Here is an 18,297-nt window from a genome sequence, read left to right on the forward strand (position 1 = left end):
GCAGCGTCGTCGAGGCGATCGCGCCGCACCGCTGCCTCAGGTGGCGGCAGCGGCGAACACGCCGGCCCGCGCGTAGTCGCGCGCGCGCGCCAGCGCGTCCAGTAACTTGTCGACGTCGGCTTCGGTATGCGCGGCCGACAGGGTGATGCGCAGGCGCGCACTGCCCTCCGGTACGGTGGGCGGACGGATCGCCGCCACCCAGAACCCCTGCCGTTCCAGCGCCGCGGCCATCGCCAGCGCATCCGCTTCTGCCCCGCACAGCAGCGGCTGGATCGGGGTTTCCGAGGGCAGCAGTTCCAGTTCGTGGCGGCGCGCACCGGCGCGGAAGCGCTGCACCAGCGCGGAGAGTTTTTCGCGCCGCCAGTGTTCGCGCCGCGCCAGCTTGACCGCCGCCAGCGAGGCCGCGGCCTGCGCCGGCGGCAGCGCGGTGGTGTAGATGTACGGGCGCGCGGTTTCGGCCAGGTGGCGGACCAGATCGGCTTCGCCGGCGACCACCGCACCGTAGCTGCCGAGCGCCTTGCCGAGAGTGACCAGCCGCAGCGGCACCGCGGCGCTGTCCAGCCCGGCGTCATCGATACTGCCGCGGCCTTCCTCGCCCAACACGCCAGCGCCGTGGGCGTCGTCCACGTACAGGGTGGCGCGCTGCACCCGCGCCACCAGCGCCAGCTGCTTCAGCGGGGCGATGTCGCCGTCCATGCTGAACACGCCATCGGTGGCCAACAGCGCGGCGCCATCCGGCCAGCCGCGCAGCTGCCGCAGCGCGGCCTCGGGATCGGCATGCGGATAGCGGCGCAGGGCGCAGCCGGCCAGCTGCGCGCCGTCGATCAGGCTGGCGTGGTTGAGCCGGTCCTGCACGCAGACATCGCCCTTGCCTAGCAGCGCCTGCAGCACCGCCAGATTGGCCATGTAGCCATTGGCGAACAGCAGCGCCGACGGCACGCCCAGCCAGTCGGCGACCTCGCGTTCCAACGCTTCGTGGGCGGCATGGTGGCCGCAGACCAGGTGCGAGGCGACGCCGCCGACGCCTTCGCGCGCGGCCATGTCCTGCAGCGCGCCGGCCACCGCGAACTGCTGCGACAGGCCCAGGTAATCGTTTCCGCAGAAGTTCAGCAGCCAGCGCGGCACGCCGTCGGCGCCGGCCACTTCGCAACGCGCACCGTCGCGATGCAGCACGCTGCGGCGAACGCGGATCCGCTGCTCGGCGGCGCGTCGCTCACGCTGCGCGGCGATGCGGGCGGGCAGCGAATCGCGCGCCATCTCAGGCGGCTTCGGTGATGCCAGCGTGCACCGTGGCGGTGCAGGCGTCGATGCTGTCGTCGCACGCGGTTTCGACCTGCATCGGCCGCAGGCCGAGGCGTTCGAACAGCGCCTTGTCGCGCCCGGTGTCCGGATTGCCGGTGGTCAACAGCTTCTCCCCGTGGAAGATCGAATTCGCGCCTGCGCCGAAGCATAGCGCCTGCAGCTCGTCGGACATCGTCTCACGGCCCGCGGACAGCCGGACCATCGATTTCGGCATCATGATCCGGGCCACCGCGACCGTGCGCACAAATTCGAACGGATCCAGTTCGACGGTGCCGTGCAGCGGCGTGCCTTCCACCTGCACCAGCCGGTTGATCGGCACCGAATCCGGGTGCGCCGGCAGGTTGGCCAGCGTCATCAGCAAGCCGGCGCGCTGGCGGCGCGACTCGCCCATGCCGACGATGCCGCCGCAGCAGGTCTTCATGCCGGCATCGCGCACCTGCGCGAGGGTGTCGAAGCGATCCTGCATCTGGCGGGTGTGGATCACGTCGCCGTAGAACTCGGGATCGGTGTCGATGTTGTGGTTGTAGTAGTCCAGCCCGGCGTCCTTGAGCGCCTGTGCCTGCCCGCCGCTGAGCATGCCGAGGGTGGCGCAGGTCTCCAGCCCCAGCGCCTTCACCTCGCGGATCATCTCGGCGACCTTCGGAATATCGCGGTCCTTCGGCGAACGCCAGGCCGCGCCCATGCAGAAGCGCGAAGCGCCGGCGGCCTTGGCCTGGCGCGCCTTCTCCACCACCTCGGCCGGCTCCATCAGCTTGGTCGCGTCGACGCCGGTGTGGTAGCGCGCCGCCTGCGGGCAGTAACTGCAGTCCTCCGGGCAGCCGCCGGTCTTCACCGACAGCAGCGTGGACACCTGCACCTCGCTCGGGTCGAAGTGCTGGCGGTGGGCGCTGGCGGCGCGGTAGAGCAACTCGGTGAAGGGCAGCGCGAACAGCGCTTCCACCTCACTGCGGCTCCAGTCATGGCGAACGGGGAAAGCGACGACCTCGGGCATGGGGTTTTTCCGACTGACGCAGGGCGCGAAGGCGCGCAGTCTGGAACGCATGCCCGTCACCGTCAACCAAATCAGGCAAGTCAGAGTTGACGGAAAGTGGTGCGCGCCGCTGTGCTGGTTGTTCCCGCCGCGCTGCCTGGTCTGCGGCGATCCCGGCCTGCCGGGGCGCGACCTGTGCGCCGCCTGCCACGTCGCGCTGCCGCGCCCGCGCCACGCTTGCCCGCGCTGCGCGCTGCCGATGCCCGAAGCCGCAACCTGCCCGGCCTGCCTCGCGCGACCGCCGCCACTGGAGGCCGCGCATGCAGCCTTCGACTACGCGTTCCCGTTTGACCGGCTGCTGCCGCGGCTGAAGTTCCATCGCGATTTCGCCGCCGGGCGGGTGCTGGCGCAGTGCATGGCCGAGCGCTTCGCCGGCCTGCCGCGCCCGCAGGCGCTGGTGCCAGTGCCGCTGCACCGCGAACGGCTGCGCCAGCGCGGCTACGACCAGGCGCTGGAACTAGCGCGACCGCTGGCCAGGGCGCTGGACCTGCCGCTGCACGCCGGGCTGCTGCAGAGAGCCAAGGCCACCCGGGCGCAGTCGCGGCTGGACGCGGAGGCGCGCGGACGCAACCTGCGCGGCGCGTTCCGCGTGGACGCCCGGGCGACATTGCCGGCGCACGTGGCGCTGATCGATGACGTGATGACCACCGGCGCCACCCTGCACGCCGCCGCCTGGGCCCTGCGCGCAGCGGGCGTGGCGCGCATCGATGCCTGGGTGTGCGCGCGCGTGGCTTGACCCGCCGCGCCGGCTGCTCAGGCCGCAACCACCTTCGCGCGCAGGGCGAAATCCAGCGCGATGCCGGCAAACAGCGCCATTCCCACCCAGTTGTTGTGCAGGAAGGCGCGGAAGCAGGCCGCGCGCTCGCGCCCGCGCGCCAGCCCGAACTCCCACGCCACCAGCACCAATGCCATGCCCATGCCTGTCCAGTACCAGACGCCCATCCCGGCCTCGCGGCCGACCAGCGCCAGCGCGAAGAACATGCAGGCGTACAGCACGCCCTGGGCGGCGAGGTCCATGTCACCGAACAGGATCGCGGTGGACTTCGATCCCATCCGAATGTCGTCGTCGCGATCGACCATCGCATACCAGGTGTCGTAGGCAGTGGCCCAGAAGATGTTGGCCACGTACAGCACCCACGCCACCGGCGGCACCGCCCCGGTCAGCGCGGCAAATCCCATCGGGATACCCCAGCCGAACGCCATGCCCAGATAGACCTGCGGCAGGTAGGTGTAACGCTTCAGGTACGGATAGCTGGCCGCCAGCAGCACCCCGACCACGCTCATGTAGATGGCCAGGCGGTTCAACGTCAGCACCAGCGCGAACGCCACCAGCATCAGCACCGCGAACACGACCAGTGCCTCGCGCCCGGACACCTCACCGGTGGCCAGCGGCCGGTGTTTGGTGCGCTCCACGCTGCCGTCCAGCCAGCGGTCGGCGTAGTCGTTGATCACGCAGCCGGCCGAACGGGTCAGCCACACCCCCAGCGAGAACACCAGCAGCGGCCACAGCGGCGGCACCCCATCGGCGGCAATCCACAGCCCCCACCAGGTCGGCCACAGCAGCAGCATCCAGCCGATCGGCCGATCCGCGCGCACCAGTTTCCAGTACAGGCGCAGGCGCTGGCGCCAGCGCGGCGCGATGGCGGAAGTCGGCGAAGAATCTGGAGAGTGGGCCATCGTGGATGCGCGGGGTTCGATGTGATCGCGGGGCGCAATAACCAGGGGAAACGCTGGCGCCGAACCGGAAGGATCACGACGATCCTTCACCATGAAGGTGGCGCGCCTGGAGGGATTCGAACCCCCGACCAATGGCTTCGGAAGCCACTACTCTATCCGGCTGAGCTACAGGCGCGTTGCGCTGCCGGTGGCGGCAACGAGACGGGCATTCTCGCATGGTTCACGCGCATTTTGGCTGCCCCGGAAACGGAACGGCCCGCTTGCGCGGGCCGTCCGTGTGGCGATATTGCGGGTGACTCAGTTGACGCTGACCGCGCTCCACGCCGCCTTGACCGCATTGGTCTGGGCGGAGGTGGCGCCGAACAGGTCGGTCGACGCGTTGATGCTGGCGGTGCGCGCAGCGGCGTAGTTGGTGCTGGAGGTCATGTACACCGTCAGCGCGCGGTACCAGATCTTGCCGGCGGCGTCGCGGCCGATCCCGGCCAGCGAGGTGTTGCCGTTGCAGACCAGCGAGGCCGGGGTCAGGTTGGCCCAGGTGCCGGCGCCGAACCCGCTGGGCACCACCGCGCCTTCCGCCAGCAGGTAGTAGAAGTGGTTGGCCACGCCCGAGCTGTAGTGCACGTCGAGGTTGCCCAGGGTCGAGCTGTAGCAGTCCGGCGAAGCGCCGTCCAGGCTCGGCTTGAACATCCAGCGGATCGCGTTGCGCATGCTGGCGTTGTTGGGGAACAGCTCTTCACCCACCACGTAATCGGCCGGGTCGCTGCTGTTGTTGGCGTAGTACTCGACCATGGTGCCGAAGATGTCGGAGGTCGCCTCGTTCAGGCCGCCCGACTCCTTGCTGTACACCAGATTGGCGGAACGGCTGGTCACGCCGTGCGACATCTCGTGCCCGGCCACGTCGATCGCCACCAGCGGATAGATGGACGCGCCATTGTCGCCGTCACCGAAGGTCATGCAGAAGCAGGAATCGCTCCAGAACGCATTCTGGTAGTTGCGGCCGTAGTGGACGCGACTGACCGCACCCTTGCCGTCGTTGGCGATGCCGTTGCGGCCGTGCACGTTCTTGAAGTAGTCCCAGGTGGTGGCAACGCCGTAGTGGGCATCGGCGGCAACGGTCTGCGAGTTGCTGAGCAGGTTGTTGCCCCAGGCGTTGGCGCTGCCGGTGAATACCGTACCCATGCCGGAGGTCTTCATCGCCATGTTGTGGGTGGCGCCGCCACCGCGGGTCAGGTCGACCATCTGGTAGCTGGTGCCGCACTTGCTGGTACCCAGGACGACGTCGCCGGCCATGAAGCTCTTGCCGGTGCCGATGGCCGCGGTGGGGGTGGTGCAGCCGCTGCCGCCCGGGCCCGGCTTCGCGGTGTGGATGCCGTCCCAGCGGTCGATGATCTTGCCGCTGGTCGCATCAACGACATAGTGCATTTCGGTCGGGGTCTGATCGGCCTTGAAGCCATGGAACACGACTTCATGCGCCAGCACGGGCGCGCTGTTGCGCGCGTAGACGACCTTGCGCGCGGTCGGCGCTTCGGTGAACTTCACCGGGAACACCGCACCAGCTTCCACGATCGCCTCGTCGGCGCCGATACGGGCCGCCAGGCCAGGCCGCGCGCTGGACTTCAGCATCTGGCTGAACCCGCCCAGTTTGGCCTCGCGCGAATGCACCACGAAATCGCCACCGATCATCGGCAGGCCATCGAACGTGCGCGCGTAGCGAACGTGTTCCGCGCCATCGGCGTCGACCACCACGTCGCTGACGGAGAACACATCGGCGTTGGCGCGATGCACCGCACCGGGGTTGTTCTTCACCAGCACGTTGGCGCGCGCCACCACGGCGGCGCGCAGGGCGGCCGCTGCTTGTTCGGGCGACTGCTTGTTGGTCGGTGCTGCCGCCTGCGCGGTGGCGAGCGCAGTGGCGATGGCGAGACACAGCAGACTTGCTTGGACTTTCATTGGTGCGTTCTCCCTGGTGTGCAACCCGACTGGTGCGTCGGGAATGATTGTTGGAAACCCCGTCAACTTGACACTGTTACCGCTCGCCCTGCTTGCCGGATCTGGATCGGGGCCGGAGTCAGCAGGCGGGCATCGTCGAAGTAGGACACCCGCAACGGCAATCCTTTCGGCGAGTATCCGATGAACACGGCGTCGAAGCCGGGCTCGACCGCGCGCCGGTAGGCAGCCGCGATCTTGGCGTTCTCGATCTCAAGCAAAATGCCCAGGCTCTCCCGCCGTGGCAGTTCGCGGTTGTAGGCCTGCAGCAATTGCTTGCAGCGCTGGAAGAACGCCAGCTCCTGCTGCCGGCCACGCAGCGAGCGGGCAAAGAACTGGCGGTAGTAATAGGTCGGCTGGCGCAGCCGCGGCAGTACTTTCACCACTGCGGTGCCAACGCCGCACAGCGCGCCATTTTCGTCGCGGGCGACGCAAACCGCCTGTTGGGCGCGCAGTTCCGCTTCCGCCAGGTTGCCGATCGCCTTGTGTTCCCGCCAGAAGGCAGCCAGCTCCTGCGCGAGCGCAGGCGTGACCTGCCTCCACACCGGAACGAAGGCCACGCTCACCGCGGTGCGTCCTTGCCGGATGCCGGCCGCGGAGCCAGTGCCTCGACCAGCTTCACGTACTCGGCGAAAGCCAGTTTGCCATTACCGTCCACATCGAACCGCGCCAAAGGCGGCGCCGCTCGACCGGCATTTTTCACCAGGACCAGGTTGGCGTATTCGGCGGCGTCCAACCCGCCGTCCCGGTTCGAGTCGATCGCAGCGAACTGCCGCTGCAAGCCCGCCTGCGTTTTGGCCAGTGCCTGCGCGCGCTGCCACCCGGCGCGGAACTCGACCAGCGACAGCTGGCCGTCGCCGCTCCGGTCCCAGGCCCGGAAGGCCTCCGCTGCCGGGTCCGCGACGGCCTTCGGGGACGCGACGGAGGCGGCCTGCGCCATGGTCGGGCCCACGCCAGCCAGCAGCAGCGTACCCAGGCACCCAGCGACAATCCCGCGCGTCACGACGGCTGGTCCGCGCCCGGAATGCCGGACTCAAAAGTGATGAGGTCGCGGATCTCGGCCGTGCGCAGGCCGATCATCATCGGGTGCTTCACGTTGGGCAGGAAGCTGATGTCGAAGATTTCGCTGATGTCGCCGTCGAAGCGGATCCAATTGAGCACGTCGCCGTTGGCCAGCGAGATGATCTGCACCCCGCACCACGGCTCGGCATCGCGCTGCTTCAATTCGTCATCCAGCTGCAAGCCCTCGAAACGCTGATTGCGCGGCTTCGACAGGCCCACCGCGGCGACGTTGCCGATGATCGACAGGCCGCGCGCGAAACCCGGCACGAAGGCGTGCGGCACGAACGCTTTGTTGTCGAAATCCACCCAGCCCAGCTGGCCGGTGCCGGCGTTGAGCAGCCACAGCCGGCCGTTGTGCCAGCGCGGCGAATGCGGCATCGACAGCCCTTCGCAGACGATCTCGTCGGTCTGCACGTCGATCACCACGCCGCCATCGCGGCGGCGCTCGCGCCAACCGTCCACGCTGTCGCTCTTGCAGACCGCGGTGACGTACTTCGGCTCACCGTCCACCATCGCCAGCCCATTGAGATGGCAACGGTCCTCCGGCGCCAGCTTGCTGATGAACTTCGGTTTCCAGATCGCCTTGAAGCTGTGGGTGGGGCTGAGCTCGGCCAGGCAGGAATACTTGGTGTTGACGAACACCACCCGGCCGTCCTTGCGGATACCCAGCTCGTGGATGTCGAGGTCGCCGATGGTCTGCGCGTTGCGCGGCACATAGCACTTGTCGAACTGGCCGTGGATGACCTCGTTCGGGCGCAACACGTTCTCGAACCGCCACAGCTGGTACAGCCCGCCCAGATAGATGCGCTGGGCATTGCCGACCACGCCCATCGCGCGCTCGAAAATGCGCTCGAAGAACGAGACACGGCCCTGCTGGTCGCTGCCGACCAGGTAGATGCGGCCGGTCTGGTAGGAAGTGATGGCCAGCGACAGACGATGTTGCGCCAGCCAGCCGGCCAGGCCGCGCGAGCAGCTTTTCTCGACTTTCAGTTTGGTGATGTCGCGCGGCGCGCCAGCCGCGGCGTTGGTGGCTGCGCCCGCCTGCGGGGCGGCGGCGGGCGCCACTGCGTCCAGTCCCACGTCCAGTTCGGGTCCATCCCGATTGGCTTGGATATCGGTTGCGTTCTGCTTGTTGTCGTTGACCACGTGTTGTCCAGACTGCTGTGCGATGGCCGGCCCGGGCTCAGCCGGGCCGGCGCTGTGGATCACCAGGAGAAGCGGGCGTTGGCCTGGCCGCCGATCATGCTCTTGTACGCGCCCCCATCGGTCCAGTTCAAGCCCAGCCCGAAGCCGAAGCGGCCCTTCTGCACGCCCAGGCCCAGCTCCGCCATCGTGCTGGTGCCTTCGGTGCTGGTGCTGCCGAAGAAGTTGTCGGCGACCGTGTAGCTGGTCTTGCCGTCAAACTCGCGGATCGCACTGATCGAACCGTACGGCGTCCAGCGCATGCCGGCCGCGTCGAAGCTGCGGTTGAACTCGACGCCCAGGCGCCCTTGCTCGAAGGTGCCGCCATGCGACTGGAAGCTGGCCATCTCGCCGTACAGCGCATCCAGACCGTCGACCTTGGTGCGCGTGTACTGCGCCTGCGGCACCAGGTTGAAGCTGCCGAACGCCCACTCATAGCCCGCTTCCAGGCTGGTGGCCTGGGCGTGGACGCGGCCGGGCATGACGCCGGCCGCGGTCGTCGAGCGGATATCCGAAGCCATCCAGCGACCACTCAGGTCGATGTAGAAGCCGCCCGGCGCGTACCAGGTGGCATAGGCGCCCACCGTGCTGCCTTCCATGCGGCTCTCGCCGACGCCATCGTTCAGGCGCTGGCGGCTGTCGGCACTGCCCAGCACGATGCCGGCGTGCAAGTTGCCGGGCAGGTTGGCGTTGACGCCCACTTCGCGGCCCCAGTTGGTCTGGGCGAAGCCGAAGCTGCCGGCCTGGCCGAAGTTGCCCGCGTGGTGTGCCGGGTTCAGGTCACCCTCGCTGGAGTAGAAGCGGACGAAGGCGTTCATCACCTTGTCGGCATCGCCGTAGGGGTTTGCGCCCAGCCGCTGGCGGAAGGTGCCGACTTGGCTGTTGAGGAAGCTCGCCGCAGCGGTCGCGGTGGTCGCGGCCAGCGCGCCGGTGTCGTTCATGCCCAGCACGTCCAGCGCCACCAGGAAGCTGGCGCTGCCGCCAGCGCCGGCAAGCCGGCTGGTGCGGGCGCCGATATCCAGGAAGTTGGACTCGGCGTAACCCAGCACCTCGCCGCCCACGAACGCACCCGCGGCGGAGGTGCCGGCGACATGCGCGAATTCCACTGCTACGGTGCTGGCGGTGGTGGGCATCTCGGTGATGCGGACGTTGACGGTCTGCGCGGCACCAGCCGCCATGTTGCCGCCGACGTAGAGCTGGTCGCTGGCGAGATTGGCCAGGTCAAGGTCAAGGTTGATCGCACCGGTGCCGCCCAGGTGGCCGCCGATATACAGCACGTCATCGGTGCTGCCGTCGACGAAGTCGATGACGCCGTTGTTCATCAGCGGCGGCGGATTCGCTGCAGCCCCCGCCATGCCCATGTCGATCAGGTTGCCGTCACCCAGCACGCGGATGGTGCCGGCGTTGGTGAACGTATTGCCCGCGACGCCACCGCCCAGCGATAGCGCACCGCCAGCAAGACGGATGGTGCCGCCGGCCAGATTATTGATGGCGTCGTCGCCGTCGCCAAAATCGGTGCTGATGCTGCTGCCGATGTCCCACACGCCGCCAGCCTTGTTGTTGAACACGTCGGCGCCGCCATACATCGACACCGCACCGAGGATGCGCGCGCCGTTGTTGATGGTGTCGCCCGCGCTGCCGCCCGCCACCGCGAAGGCATAGCCCTCATCGCCGCTGGCGGAGATGACGCCTGCACCGGTGTTGTTCAGCACATTGCCTGCGACATCGGCAAACAACACGCCGACGTTGAGGCCGCCGGCACTGGCGTGGATCGAGCCGCTGTTGTTGACGGTGGTGCTGGTGCTGCCGCTGGCGAACACGCCGACGGATGCCAGGTAGCCTTCCGCGGAAATGCTGCCGCTGTTGGTGACCACTGCGTTCTTGCCGCGCACCATCACGCCATAGGCGGCGTAGGCGCTCGTTGCCTCGATGTCGCCGCTGTTGGTCACGCTGGCGGTGCCGTTGTCGGCGCGCGCAAATGCGCCCACCGCCACGTCGCTCCCGCTTGCCACCGTGATGTCGCCACTGCTGCTGACCTTGGCATCGCCCTGGTTGGCGACGGCGAACACGCCGGCCGATTGGCCATAGGCGTAGCCGGAGATGTCGCCGGCATTGCCGATCGCCACATCGCCCTGCGTGGCTACGCCGAACACGCCCCAGCCGCGACCGCCGTACGAATAGAAGCCGATCTCGCCGCTGGCGGTATTGCTGATCGCCAGGTCACCACTGCCGGAGCTGGCATAGACGCCGAACGCGTACTTCTCGCCATTCGCATACAGCGAGCCGCCGTTGATCACGGCCACGTCGCCCAGCGCCTGCGCATCCACCGCTCGGGCTTCGGAGTAAAGAATCCCGGCCGCGGAGGCACTGACCGACCCGCTGTTTTGCACGCTCGCGGAACCGTTGGCGCCGAACGCCAGGATGCCGGTGGCGCCGTAATACGCCGTGGCCGTGCTGGTGGCCTCAATATCGCCGCCGTTGACCACGTGGGCGTCGCCCGCAAACGACAGGGCGGCAACGCCGGTCGCCGCGCCGGCCGAGTAGGCGCTGACGGTGCCGTCGTTGGCAATGCTGGTATCGCCGTCACCGGAAGCGAAGATGCCGTAGGCGCCGTAGCCGTACTTGGTGCCTTGCAGCACCTCGATGTTGCCGTCGTTGCCCACGTTGACGGTGCCGCCCTGGCCGCTGGACGTCGCGGAGATACCGTTGGCGCCGTAGAACCCGGTGGCGACGATGTCACCGCCATTGCTGATCTCGACCGCCGCGCCTTCGCCGTTGCTGTTGGCGTTGATGCCGGTTGCCAGCGCGCTGTAGAAGTCGCCGTCCGCGTTGGCGTAGCCGGCGATGATGCTGCCGCTGCTGTCCACCGCGATGTCGCCGAAGGCGGTGGCTTCGATACCGGTCGCGTAATAGCCCTGCGCTTCCAGGCCGCCGCTGTTGTCGATGGTGAGGCTGTCACCGCCGGTGCCGTACAGGCCGAACGCGCGACCGCCCGGACCAATTGCCACCGCATAGACGTCGCCGCTGTTCTGCACCACGGCAGCGCCCGCACCCTGCGCCTCGATGCCGGCGGCCCAGCTGTAGCCCGCCGCGATGATCGCGCCGCTATTGCCCACATCGACATTGGCACCGGAGGCGAAGATGCCGTCAGCGAGACCGTAGTAGGACACCGCCGTGATGTCGCCGGCGTTGTCGATGGCCACGTCGCCGCTCACGCTGTAGCCATAGATGCCGATCGCGTCGCCGTACATCGAACCCGCGTAGATCTCACCGCTGTTGACGACCTCGACATCCGCCTCGCCGCTGAGCGCCTGGATTCCGCGCGCGCCGAGCACCATTCCCACCGCCACGATCCTGCTGGCGCTATCCACGGTGACGTCGCCGTAGAGCGACTGCGCGTCGATGCCCGTGCCTTCTCCCGTCGCTGTGGCGAAAATGCTGCCGCCTGCGTTGCTAACCGACGTGCCGTAATACGAACTGGCGGCGATGCCGGTGGCTGCGTAGAAACCGCTGGCATTGATGTCGCCGCTGTTGCCGGCCTCGGCGTGGTCACCGCGAACCAATATGCCGAAGGCGGTGCCGTACTCGGACTTAGCGTCCAGGCTACTGTCGTTCTGTCCTGTGGCGACGCCGTAATCGGCGCGCGCGAACACGCCGACGGCCGTGCCCGAATAGCTGGCCACGTCGATGAGGCCACTGTTAGCCACGCTGGCATTGCCCTGGCTGGCGAGGGCGAACACACCTGCCGACTGGCCATAGGCGTAACCGGAAATGCTGCCCGCGTTGTCGATGGCGACGTCGCCTTGGGTGGCCACGCCGAACACGCCCCAACCCCGGCCGGCGTACGAATAGAAGCCGATGTCGCCATCGGCGGCGTTGCCAACCGTTAGGTCGCCAACTCCGGAGCTGGCGTAGACGCCGAAGGCGTACTTCTCGCCATTCGCATACAGCGAGCCGCTGTTGGCCACCATGACGTCGCCCAAAGCCTGGGCGTCTACCGCCCGGGCCTGGGCATTCTGGAGGCCGGCAGACAGGGCACTGACCGAACCGCTGTTCTGCACCGTGGCCGTGCCATTGGCGCCAAACGCGAGGATGCCGGTGGCACCGTAGTCGGCCATGGCCGTGCTGATGCTTTCGATGGTGCCGCTATTGACCACGCTGGCGTCGCCGGCGAATGACAATGCCGCGACGCCAGTTGCCAGGCCTGCGGAGTAGGCGATGACCGCGCCGCCATTGTCGACCATGGCATCGCCGTCGCCTGAGGCAACGATGCCGTAGGCGCCGTAACCGTACTTGTTGCCCTGCAGGACCTGAACATCGCCGCCGTTGTGGATGCTGACGGTGCCACCTTGGCCGCTGGCGGTCGCGGCGATGCCGCTGGCGCCGTAGAAGCCGGTCGCCGCAATGTCGCCGGTGCTCGACACGACCACCGCCGCACCCTCGCCGTTGCTGGTGGCGTTGATGCCGGTGGCCAGCGCGCTGTAGAAGCTACCGCCGGCGGTGGCGTAGCCCGCCGTGATGCTGCCGCTGTTGTTCACCGCGAGGTCGCCGCTGGCGCTGGCTTCGATGCCGGTGGCGTAATAGCCCTGCGCTTCCAATGAGCCACTGTTGTCGATGGCCAGGTCGCCGCCGCTGGTGCCATACAGGCCGAAGGCCTTTCCGCCGGGGCCCATCGCCGCCGCGTACACGTCGCCACTGTTCTCGATCGCCGCGCTGCTGGCGCCCTGCGCTTCGATGCCGGCTGCCCAGCTGTAACCCGCAGCAATGATCGCGCCACTATTGCCGACGTCGACATTGGCGCCGGAGGCGAAAATGCCATCGGCCAAGCCATAAGCGGACACCGCGGTGATGTCGGCGGCGTTGTCGATCGAAACGTCGCCGGTGGCGCTGTAGCCATAGATGCCGATCGCGTCGCCATACAGCGCGCCGGCCTGAAGGATGCCGGTGGCGGCGTTGACGATATCGACGTGGCCGTCATCGCTGTAGCCGCGGATGGCGGTGGCGCCAGTGGGGTCGATTTCGGTGATCGGGTCGGCGTTGTCGATCACGATGTCACCTGGATCGGTCACATCGATGGCCAGCGCCACCGGGCCCGCGGCAACCACGGTCAGGTCGAACACCGGCGCGAAGTCGATCGCGGTGCGGCCGGCCGGCTGCGCCTGCGTGATGGTGGCGTGCGGAACGGCTGCCATCGCGCCCCCGGACACCCCGAGGACAAACGTCATCGCGGAAGCGGCCAACGCCGAACGCACTGCACGCGCCATGGGGGCCAGCTTGACCGCGCGCGACTTGCGCATGCTTTTGCCAGACTTGCCGACGATCCGAATGTCGCTCATGCCATCTCCCGAAGCCAGAAATCAAAGTTGGTGACGCGGAACCAGAGGGTTCCGCCGTTGGGCCGGGAAAGGAAAAACAGGAACGAACAAGCCACCCTCCCCGGCGTTTGTCCAGCGTTCATTTATCGCCGCTGCCGATTGCCGGTGTCAATAGCGTGATTGTCTTCACGCCCGGCCGCGGGCGGACAAAAGCTGACCTCTGCCCCCCAAACCTCGCGCCGCAGCGCCGGTTCTGGAATAATCCGGCGCTTGGCGGCCGAACTTGGCCACGACTGCGCGGGAACAACATGCGGACTCACGACCTGGCTTTCCTCAAGCGTTTCTCGATGGTGATCGCCTTCCTGGTGTTGCTGGCGCTGGGCCTGATCCTGTTTGCCCGCCATCTCAACGGCAAGGTCGAATACCCCGAAAGCGCGGTGGCCAAGCAGAGCCTGCAAGATCGCATCGCCCCCGTGGGCGCGGTCTACGCCGGCGCCACTGGCGCCGCGGCGCAGGCAGCTGCAGCTGCAGCGGCTTCCGCTGCACAGACCGCCAACGTGCCGTTTGACGGCCGCACCGACGGCGCCGAGATCTTCAACAACGGCCCCTGCACCGGCTGCCACACCGCCGGCGTGGGCGGCGCCCCGAAGCTTGACGCTGCCGGCATCGGCGCGCGCGCGGCCGAGCAGGGCGTGGAAATGCTGATCAAGAAGGCCACCGAAGGTTTCACCGGCACCGCCGGGGTGATGCCGGCCAAGGGCGGCAACCCGGCCCTGACCGACGACCAGATGAAGGCCGTGGTCGAGTGGATGGTGGCGCAGAGCAAGTAAGCCGCGCAGTGCGCGCAGCCCGGACGCCGCCTGCGGGCGGCGTTCGCGTTTGTGGCGGGCCGGCCGGCGGTTTCACGCTGGCTGCGGCATCATGGCAGGCATGAACGAGACGACAGCCAAGCCTGCGGGTGCCGATGCGGCGCTGGTCATCGACGGCCCCGCGGGCCGGATCGAGGCCGCGTACGACGTGGCCGAAGCCACGCCGCAGCCGGTGCTGGCCATCGTCTGCCATCCGCTGCCCACCGAGGGCGGCACCATGCACAACAAGGTGGTGACGATGGCTGCGCGAGCACTGCGCGAATCCGGCATCGCCACCCTGCGTTTCAATTTCCGCGGCGTGGGCGGCTCCGAGGGCAGGTTCGACCATGGCGACGGCGAGCTCGACGACCTGCGCGCGGTGGTGGCTTGGGCACGCGCGCGGCATCCGGACAAGGCCCTCTGGCTGGCCGGCTTCAGCTTCGGCGCCTGGGTGTCGCTGCGCGGCGCCGTGGAACTTGGCGCGGCCGCGCTGATCAGCATCGCCCCGCCGGTGGGCCGCAGCTGGGAGTTCACGGACATCGCCCTGCCGACCATGCCGTGGCTGGTGATCCAGGGCGATGCCGACGAGATCGTCGATGCCACCGCCGTGCGCGACTGGATGACCTCGCTGCCTTCGCCGCCCGAGCTGGTGGAGATGCCCGACACCAGCCACTTCTTCCATCGCAAGCTGATGGACCTGCGCGGCGCGGTGAAAAACGGCATCCGCGGCTGGCTGCCGCTGCCTCCCGCGGCATGAGCGAAGCGTCGCTTCCTTCGCAGCGCTATGCCGAGGGCGTGGCGCGCGGCGACTGGCTTGCCGATCCGGCCCAGCAGGCGGCGCTGCGCGCGCTCGACCGCGTCCATGCCGAACTGCTGCGGCCAGCACCCGCGCGCGGCCTGCTGCAGCGGCTGCTTGGCGGCCCGGCGGAGGCGCCGCCAGTACACGGGCTGTACCTGTGGGGCGGGGTTGGCCGCGGCAAGACCTTCCTGATCGACCTGTTCTACGCCGGCCTGCCGATCCGCGAGAAGCGCCGCACCCATTTCCACCGCTTCATGCGCGAGGTGCACGAGCGTTTGCGCGCGCATGCCGGCCAGCGCGATCCGATGGCCGCGATCGCGCGCGAATGGCGGCGCGAACTGCGGGTGCTGGTGCTGGACGAATTCTTCGTCTCCGACATCGGCGACGCCATGTTGCTGGCGCGGCTGCTGGAGCGCCTGTTCGCCGAGGGCGTGGTGCTGGTCACCACCTCCAACGCCGCGCCCGCGGCGCTGTACAAGGACGGCCTGCAGCGCGCGCGCTTCCTGCCCGCGATCGCCCTGCTGCAGCGCCATTGCGAAGTGGTGGAGCTGGTCAGCGACACAGACTACCGGTTGCGCGCGCTGACCCAGTCGCCGGTGTACCGCGCCCCGCTGGACGCCGACGGCGATGCCTGGCTGCAGCGGCGCTGGCACGAGCTGGGCGGCGACGATGGCCACCGCGACGCCGGCATCGTCATCGATGGCCGCCGCATCCCGGTGCGCGCGCGCAGCAAGGGGCTGTGCTGGTTCGACTTCGCCGCGCTGTGCGAGGGCCCGCGCGGCAATGCCGATTACATCGAGATCGCGCGCGAATTCCACACCGTCCTCATCGGCGGCATCCCGCATTTCGACGCGCTGCGCGACGACGCCGCACGCCGCTTCGTGCACCTTGTGGATGAGCTGTACGACCGCCACGTCAACCTGGTGTGCACCGCCGACGCCGCGCCGATGGCGCTGTATTCGGGCGAACGCCTGGCCGCCGCGTTCGAACGCACCACCTCGCGGCTGATCGAAATGCAGTCCGCCGACTACCTTGCCCACGAGCACCGCTGCGAATGAACGCCAACACCACCGCCAATTCGCCGCTCGGCCGCGAGACCGCGTATCCCGCGCAGTACGACGCCGGCCTGCTGTACCCGATCCCGCGCGCGCCGGCGCGTGCCCAGCTGGGCATCGCCGCGGGCGCGCTGCCGTTCATCGGCCTCGACCGCTGGCAGGCGTTCGAGCTGTCGTGGCTGGATCCGCGCGGCAAGCCGCAGGTCGCCACCGCCACCCTGCAGGTACCGGCGGATTCGCCCCGCCTGGTGGAATCCAAGTCGCTCAAGCTCTACCTGAACTCCTTCAACGCCAGCCGCTTCGACGATGCCGAGGCGGTACGCGCGCGCATCGAGGCGGACCTGTCGCAGGCCGCGGGCGCGCCGGTGACGATGGCCTTCGGCCTGCCCGCGCTGGCGATCGCCGCGGATGCCGAAAACATCGACGGCCTCGATATCGCCATCGACAGCTACGGCCCACCCGACGCCTCGCTGCTGCTGGCGGATGCCGGCAACATCCTCGAGGAGACGCTGCACAGCGCGCTGCTGAAGTCCAACTGCCCGGTCACCGGCCAGCCCGACTGGGCCGACGTCACCATCGCCTACCGCGGCCCGCGCCTCGACCGCGCCGGCCTGTTGCGCTACCTGGTCAGCTTCCGTGACCACGCCGGTTTCCACGAACAGTGCGTGGAGCAGATCTTCGTCGACCTGCTGGCACGCTGCGCGCCGCAGCAGCTGTCGGTGGAAGCCCGCTACACCCGCCGCGGCGGCCTCGACATCAATCCCTGGCGCGCCACGCCCGGCATCGCCGCGCCCGCAGCCGTCCGCACCGAACGGCAATAGGGCTGCCTGAACGCGCCGCGATGTTTTCTTAACAGGTCGCGTGCAAGCGTTGCCCTTGTCCGAATACCGGGCAAGGAGTTCCCATGAGCAACGAGAAGAAACCCGACTTCTCCGACGTGCAAAGCGCCGTGCAGAGTACGGAGCAGGTCAAGCCCGACTTCTCCGATGTCCAGTCGAAGGTAACGTCGACCGAAACCATCGCCGGCGCCGCCGCCGGTGAGCAGACCTACACCGTGGAGAGGGGCGACAACCTCTCGAAGATCGCCAAGCACTTCTACGGCAAGCAGGACTGGAAGCGCATCTTCGACGCCAACCGCGACCAGCTCTCGGACCCGGACCGCATCCAGCCCGGCCAGGTGCTGAAGATCCCCGCGCGGGAAGACTGAGTACAGCCCCCTTTCGACGAACGACGAGGAAATCCGATATGAACAAGCGCAATCGCCTGCACATGAGCGTGCTCGCCGTCCTGCTGGGCAGCGTGGCACTGGTCGGCTGCAAGAAGAAGGAAGAACCGGCGCCGCCGCCGGTGGCCAGCGAACCCGCACCGATGGCGGAACCGCCCGCACCGATGCCGGCCACTGCTTCGGTCACCAGCGTCGACCTCGGCAACGCGGTGGGCGCCGACATGCGCGTCACCGCGCCGATGACCACCTTCAGCCCGAAGGACACCATCCACGCCGCGGTCGCCACCGCCACCTCCGACCCGATGGCCTCGGTGCCGGCCAAGCTGGGCGCGAAGTGGACCCACGTGGACAGCAACCAGACCATCAACGAAGAGAGCAAGGACGTCACCTTCACCGGCGACGGCGTCACCGACTTCCAGATCAGCAAGCCCAGCGGCTGGCCGACCGGCAAGTACAAGGTGGAGATCTCGCTGGACGGCAACGTGGTGCAGACCCGCGAGTTCGAGGTGAAGTAGGTTTCAAGCTGAGGATGCGGCTTCGCCGCATCCTCAGCTTATGGATATGGCTTTGCAGCAGCGAAGCGAATCGAGACTACCTTAGTCCCAACTTCCAAGTGCAACACCCCCATATCGGGGCGTTGCCATGTCCAGAACCTATCACCACCTGAGCGCCGAAGAACGCGCTGTCATCATGCTCGAACGTCAGAACGGCAGCAGTCTGCGCTCAATTGCGCTGCGCCTGGGACGCTCGCGAACATCATCTCCAGCGCGAAGCCACGCGCCTCCGATTTCTGAGCTGCCTATGCGGCAGCGAACC

General features: G+C 68.1%; 16 protein-coding genes and 1 tRNA gene. 8 read left to right on the forward strand and 9 right to left on the reverse strand.

Features of this window, described 5'->3' with window-relative positions; genetic code table 11:
* Window positions 1-36: 36 nt before the first annotated feature.
* Both bioF and bioB read right to left on the reverse strand, forming a co-directional pair.
* Entirely contained in the window at window positions 37-1,257 is a 1,221-nt protein-coding gene (bioF, locus tag G582_RS0114570) for an 8-amino-7-oxononanoate synthase (RefSeq protein ID WP_028840441.1), read from the reverse strand.
* Window position 1,258: 1 nt separating this feature from the next.
* On the reverse strand, window positions 1,259-2,293 hold the full coding sequence (bioB, locus tag G582_RS0114575; RefSeq protein WP_028840442.1) for a biotin synthase BioB: 1,035 nt from the start codon (window positions 2,291-2,293) through the stop codon (window positions 1,259-1,261).
* 49 nt (window positions 2,294-2,342) lie between these two features.
* Here bioB and G582_RS0114580 point away from each other — a divergent pair, with 49 nt between their 5' ends.
* Window positions 2,343-3,068, forward strand: a complete 726-nt coding sequence (locus G582_RS0114580) for a ComF family protein (RefSeq protein WP_028840443.1) — start codon at window positions 2,343-2,345, stop codon at window positions 3,066-3,068.
* 17 nt (window positions 3,069-3,085) lie between these two features.
* Here the strand turns inward: G582_RS0114580 and ubiA are convergent, their stop codons facing one another.
* From ubiA to G582_RS18600, 7 genes are all read right to left on the reverse strand, one after another.
* Window positions 3,086-4,009, reverse strand: a complete 924-nt coding sequence (ubiA, locus tag G582_RS0114585) for a 4-hydroxybenzoate octaprenyltransferase (protein WP_028840444.1) — start codon at window positions 4,007-4,009, stop codon at window positions 3,086-3,088.
* A gap of 98 nt (window positions 4,010-4,107) precedes the next feature.
* A tRNA-Arg gene (locus G582_RS0114590) sits at window positions 4,108-4,184 on the reverse strand.
* A gap of 122 nt (window positions 4,185-4,306) precedes the next feature.
* On the reverse strand, window positions 4,307-5,959 hold the full coding sequence (locus G582_RS0114595) for a M4 family metallopeptidase (RefSeq protein WP_038054498.1): 1,653 nt from the start codon (window positions 5,957-5,959) through the stop codon (window positions 4,307-4,309).
* Window positions 5,960-6,021: 62 nt separating this feature from the next.
* Window positions 6,022-6,561: a hypothetical protein gene (locus G582_RS0114600; protein ID WP_028840446.1), complete on the reverse strand. Its 540-nt coding sequence runs from the start codon at window positions 6,559-6,561 to the stop codon at window positions 6,022-6,024.
* Window positions 6,558-6,935 carry an EF-hand domain-containing protein gene (locus G582_RS17335; RefSeq protein WP_156880583.1) on the reverse strand — a complete coding sequence of 126 codons (378 nt, stop codon included), beginning with the start codon at window positions 6,933-6,935 and terminating at the stop codon, window positions 6,558-6,560. The genes G582_RS0114600 and G582_RS17335 overlap by 4 nt, the downstream gene beginning before the upstream one ends.
* Window positions 6,936-6,994: 59 nt before the next feature.
* On the reverse strand, window positions 6,995-8,266 hold the full coding sequence (locus G582_RS16985) for a TIGR03032 family protein (RefSeq protein WP_248642834.1): 1,272 nt from the start codon (window positions 8,264-8,266) through the stop codon (window positions 6,995-6,997).
* Complete coding sequence (locus tag G582_RS18600; RefSeq protein ID WP_028840447.1) at window positions 8,263-13,575, reverse strand: autotransporter outer membrane beta-barrel domain-containing protein; 5,313 nt, start codon at window positions 13,573-13,575, stop codon at window positions 8,263-8,265. The genes G582_RS16985 and G582_RS18600 overlap by 4 nt, the downstream gene beginning before the upstream one ends.
* A gap of 287 nt (window positions 13,576-13,862) precedes the next feature.
* Here G582_RS18600 and G582_RS0114620 point away from each other — a divergent pair, with 287 nt between their 5' ends.
* The 7 genes from G582_RS0114620 to G582_RS18685 all read left to right on the forward strand — a co-directional run.
* Window positions 13,863-14,384, forward strand: a complete 522-nt coding sequence (locus tag G582_RS0114620) for a c-type cytochrome (RefSeq protein ID WP_028840448.1) — start codon at window positions 13,863-13,865, stop codon at window positions 14,382-14,384.
* A gap of 100 nt (window positions 14,385-14,484) precedes the next feature.
* On the forward strand, window positions 14,485-15,159 hold the full coding sequence (locus G582_RS16990) for an alpha/beta hydrolase (RefSeq protein WP_051247362.1): 675 nt from the start codon (window positions 14,485-14,487) through the stop codon (window positions 15,157-15,159).
* Window positions 15,156-16,259, forward strand: a complete 1,104-nt coding sequence (zapE, locus tag G582_RS0114630; protein WP_028840449.1) for a cell division protein ZapE — start codon at window positions 15,156-15,158, stop codon at window positions 16,257-16,259. The genes G582_RS16990 and zapE overlap by 4 nt, the downstream gene beginning before the upstream one ends.
* Complete coding sequence (gene queF, locus G582_RS0114635; RefSeq protein ID WP_038054501.1) at window positions 16,256-17,077, forward strand: NADPH-dependent 7-cyano-7-deazaguanine reductase QueF; 822 nt, start codon at window positions 16,256-16,258, stop codon at window positions 17,075-17,077. Before zapE ends, queF begins: the two co-directional genes overlap by 4 nt.
* Before the next feature lie 83 nt (window positions 17,078-17,160).
* Window positions 17,161-17,463, forward strand: coding sequence for a LysM peptidoglycan-binding domain-containing protein (locus G582_RS0114640; protein WP_028840450.1), 303 nt, complete (start codon window positions 17,161-17,163; stop codon window positions 17,461-17,463).
* A 38-nt stretch (window positions 17,464-17,501) separates the two neighbouring features.
* A complete protein-coding gene (locus G582_RS0114645; RefSeq protein WP_028840451.1) occupies window positions 17,502-17,996 on the forward strand; it encodes a hypothetical protein in 495 nt (164 codons plus the stop codon).
* Between the two features lie 127 nt (window positions 17,997-18,123).
* Window positions 18,124-18,297, forward strand: a 174-nt coding sequence (locus tag G582_RS18685; protein WP_156880593.1) for a helix-turn-helix domain-containing protein, incomplete at its 3' end; no start/stop codon positions are given.

The sequence above is a fragment of the Thermomonas fusca DSM 15424 genome, from assembly GCF_000423885.1.
Lineage (GTDB): Bacteria > Pseudomonadota > Gammaproteobacteria > Xanthomonadales > Xanthomonadaceae > Thermomonas > Thermomonas fusca.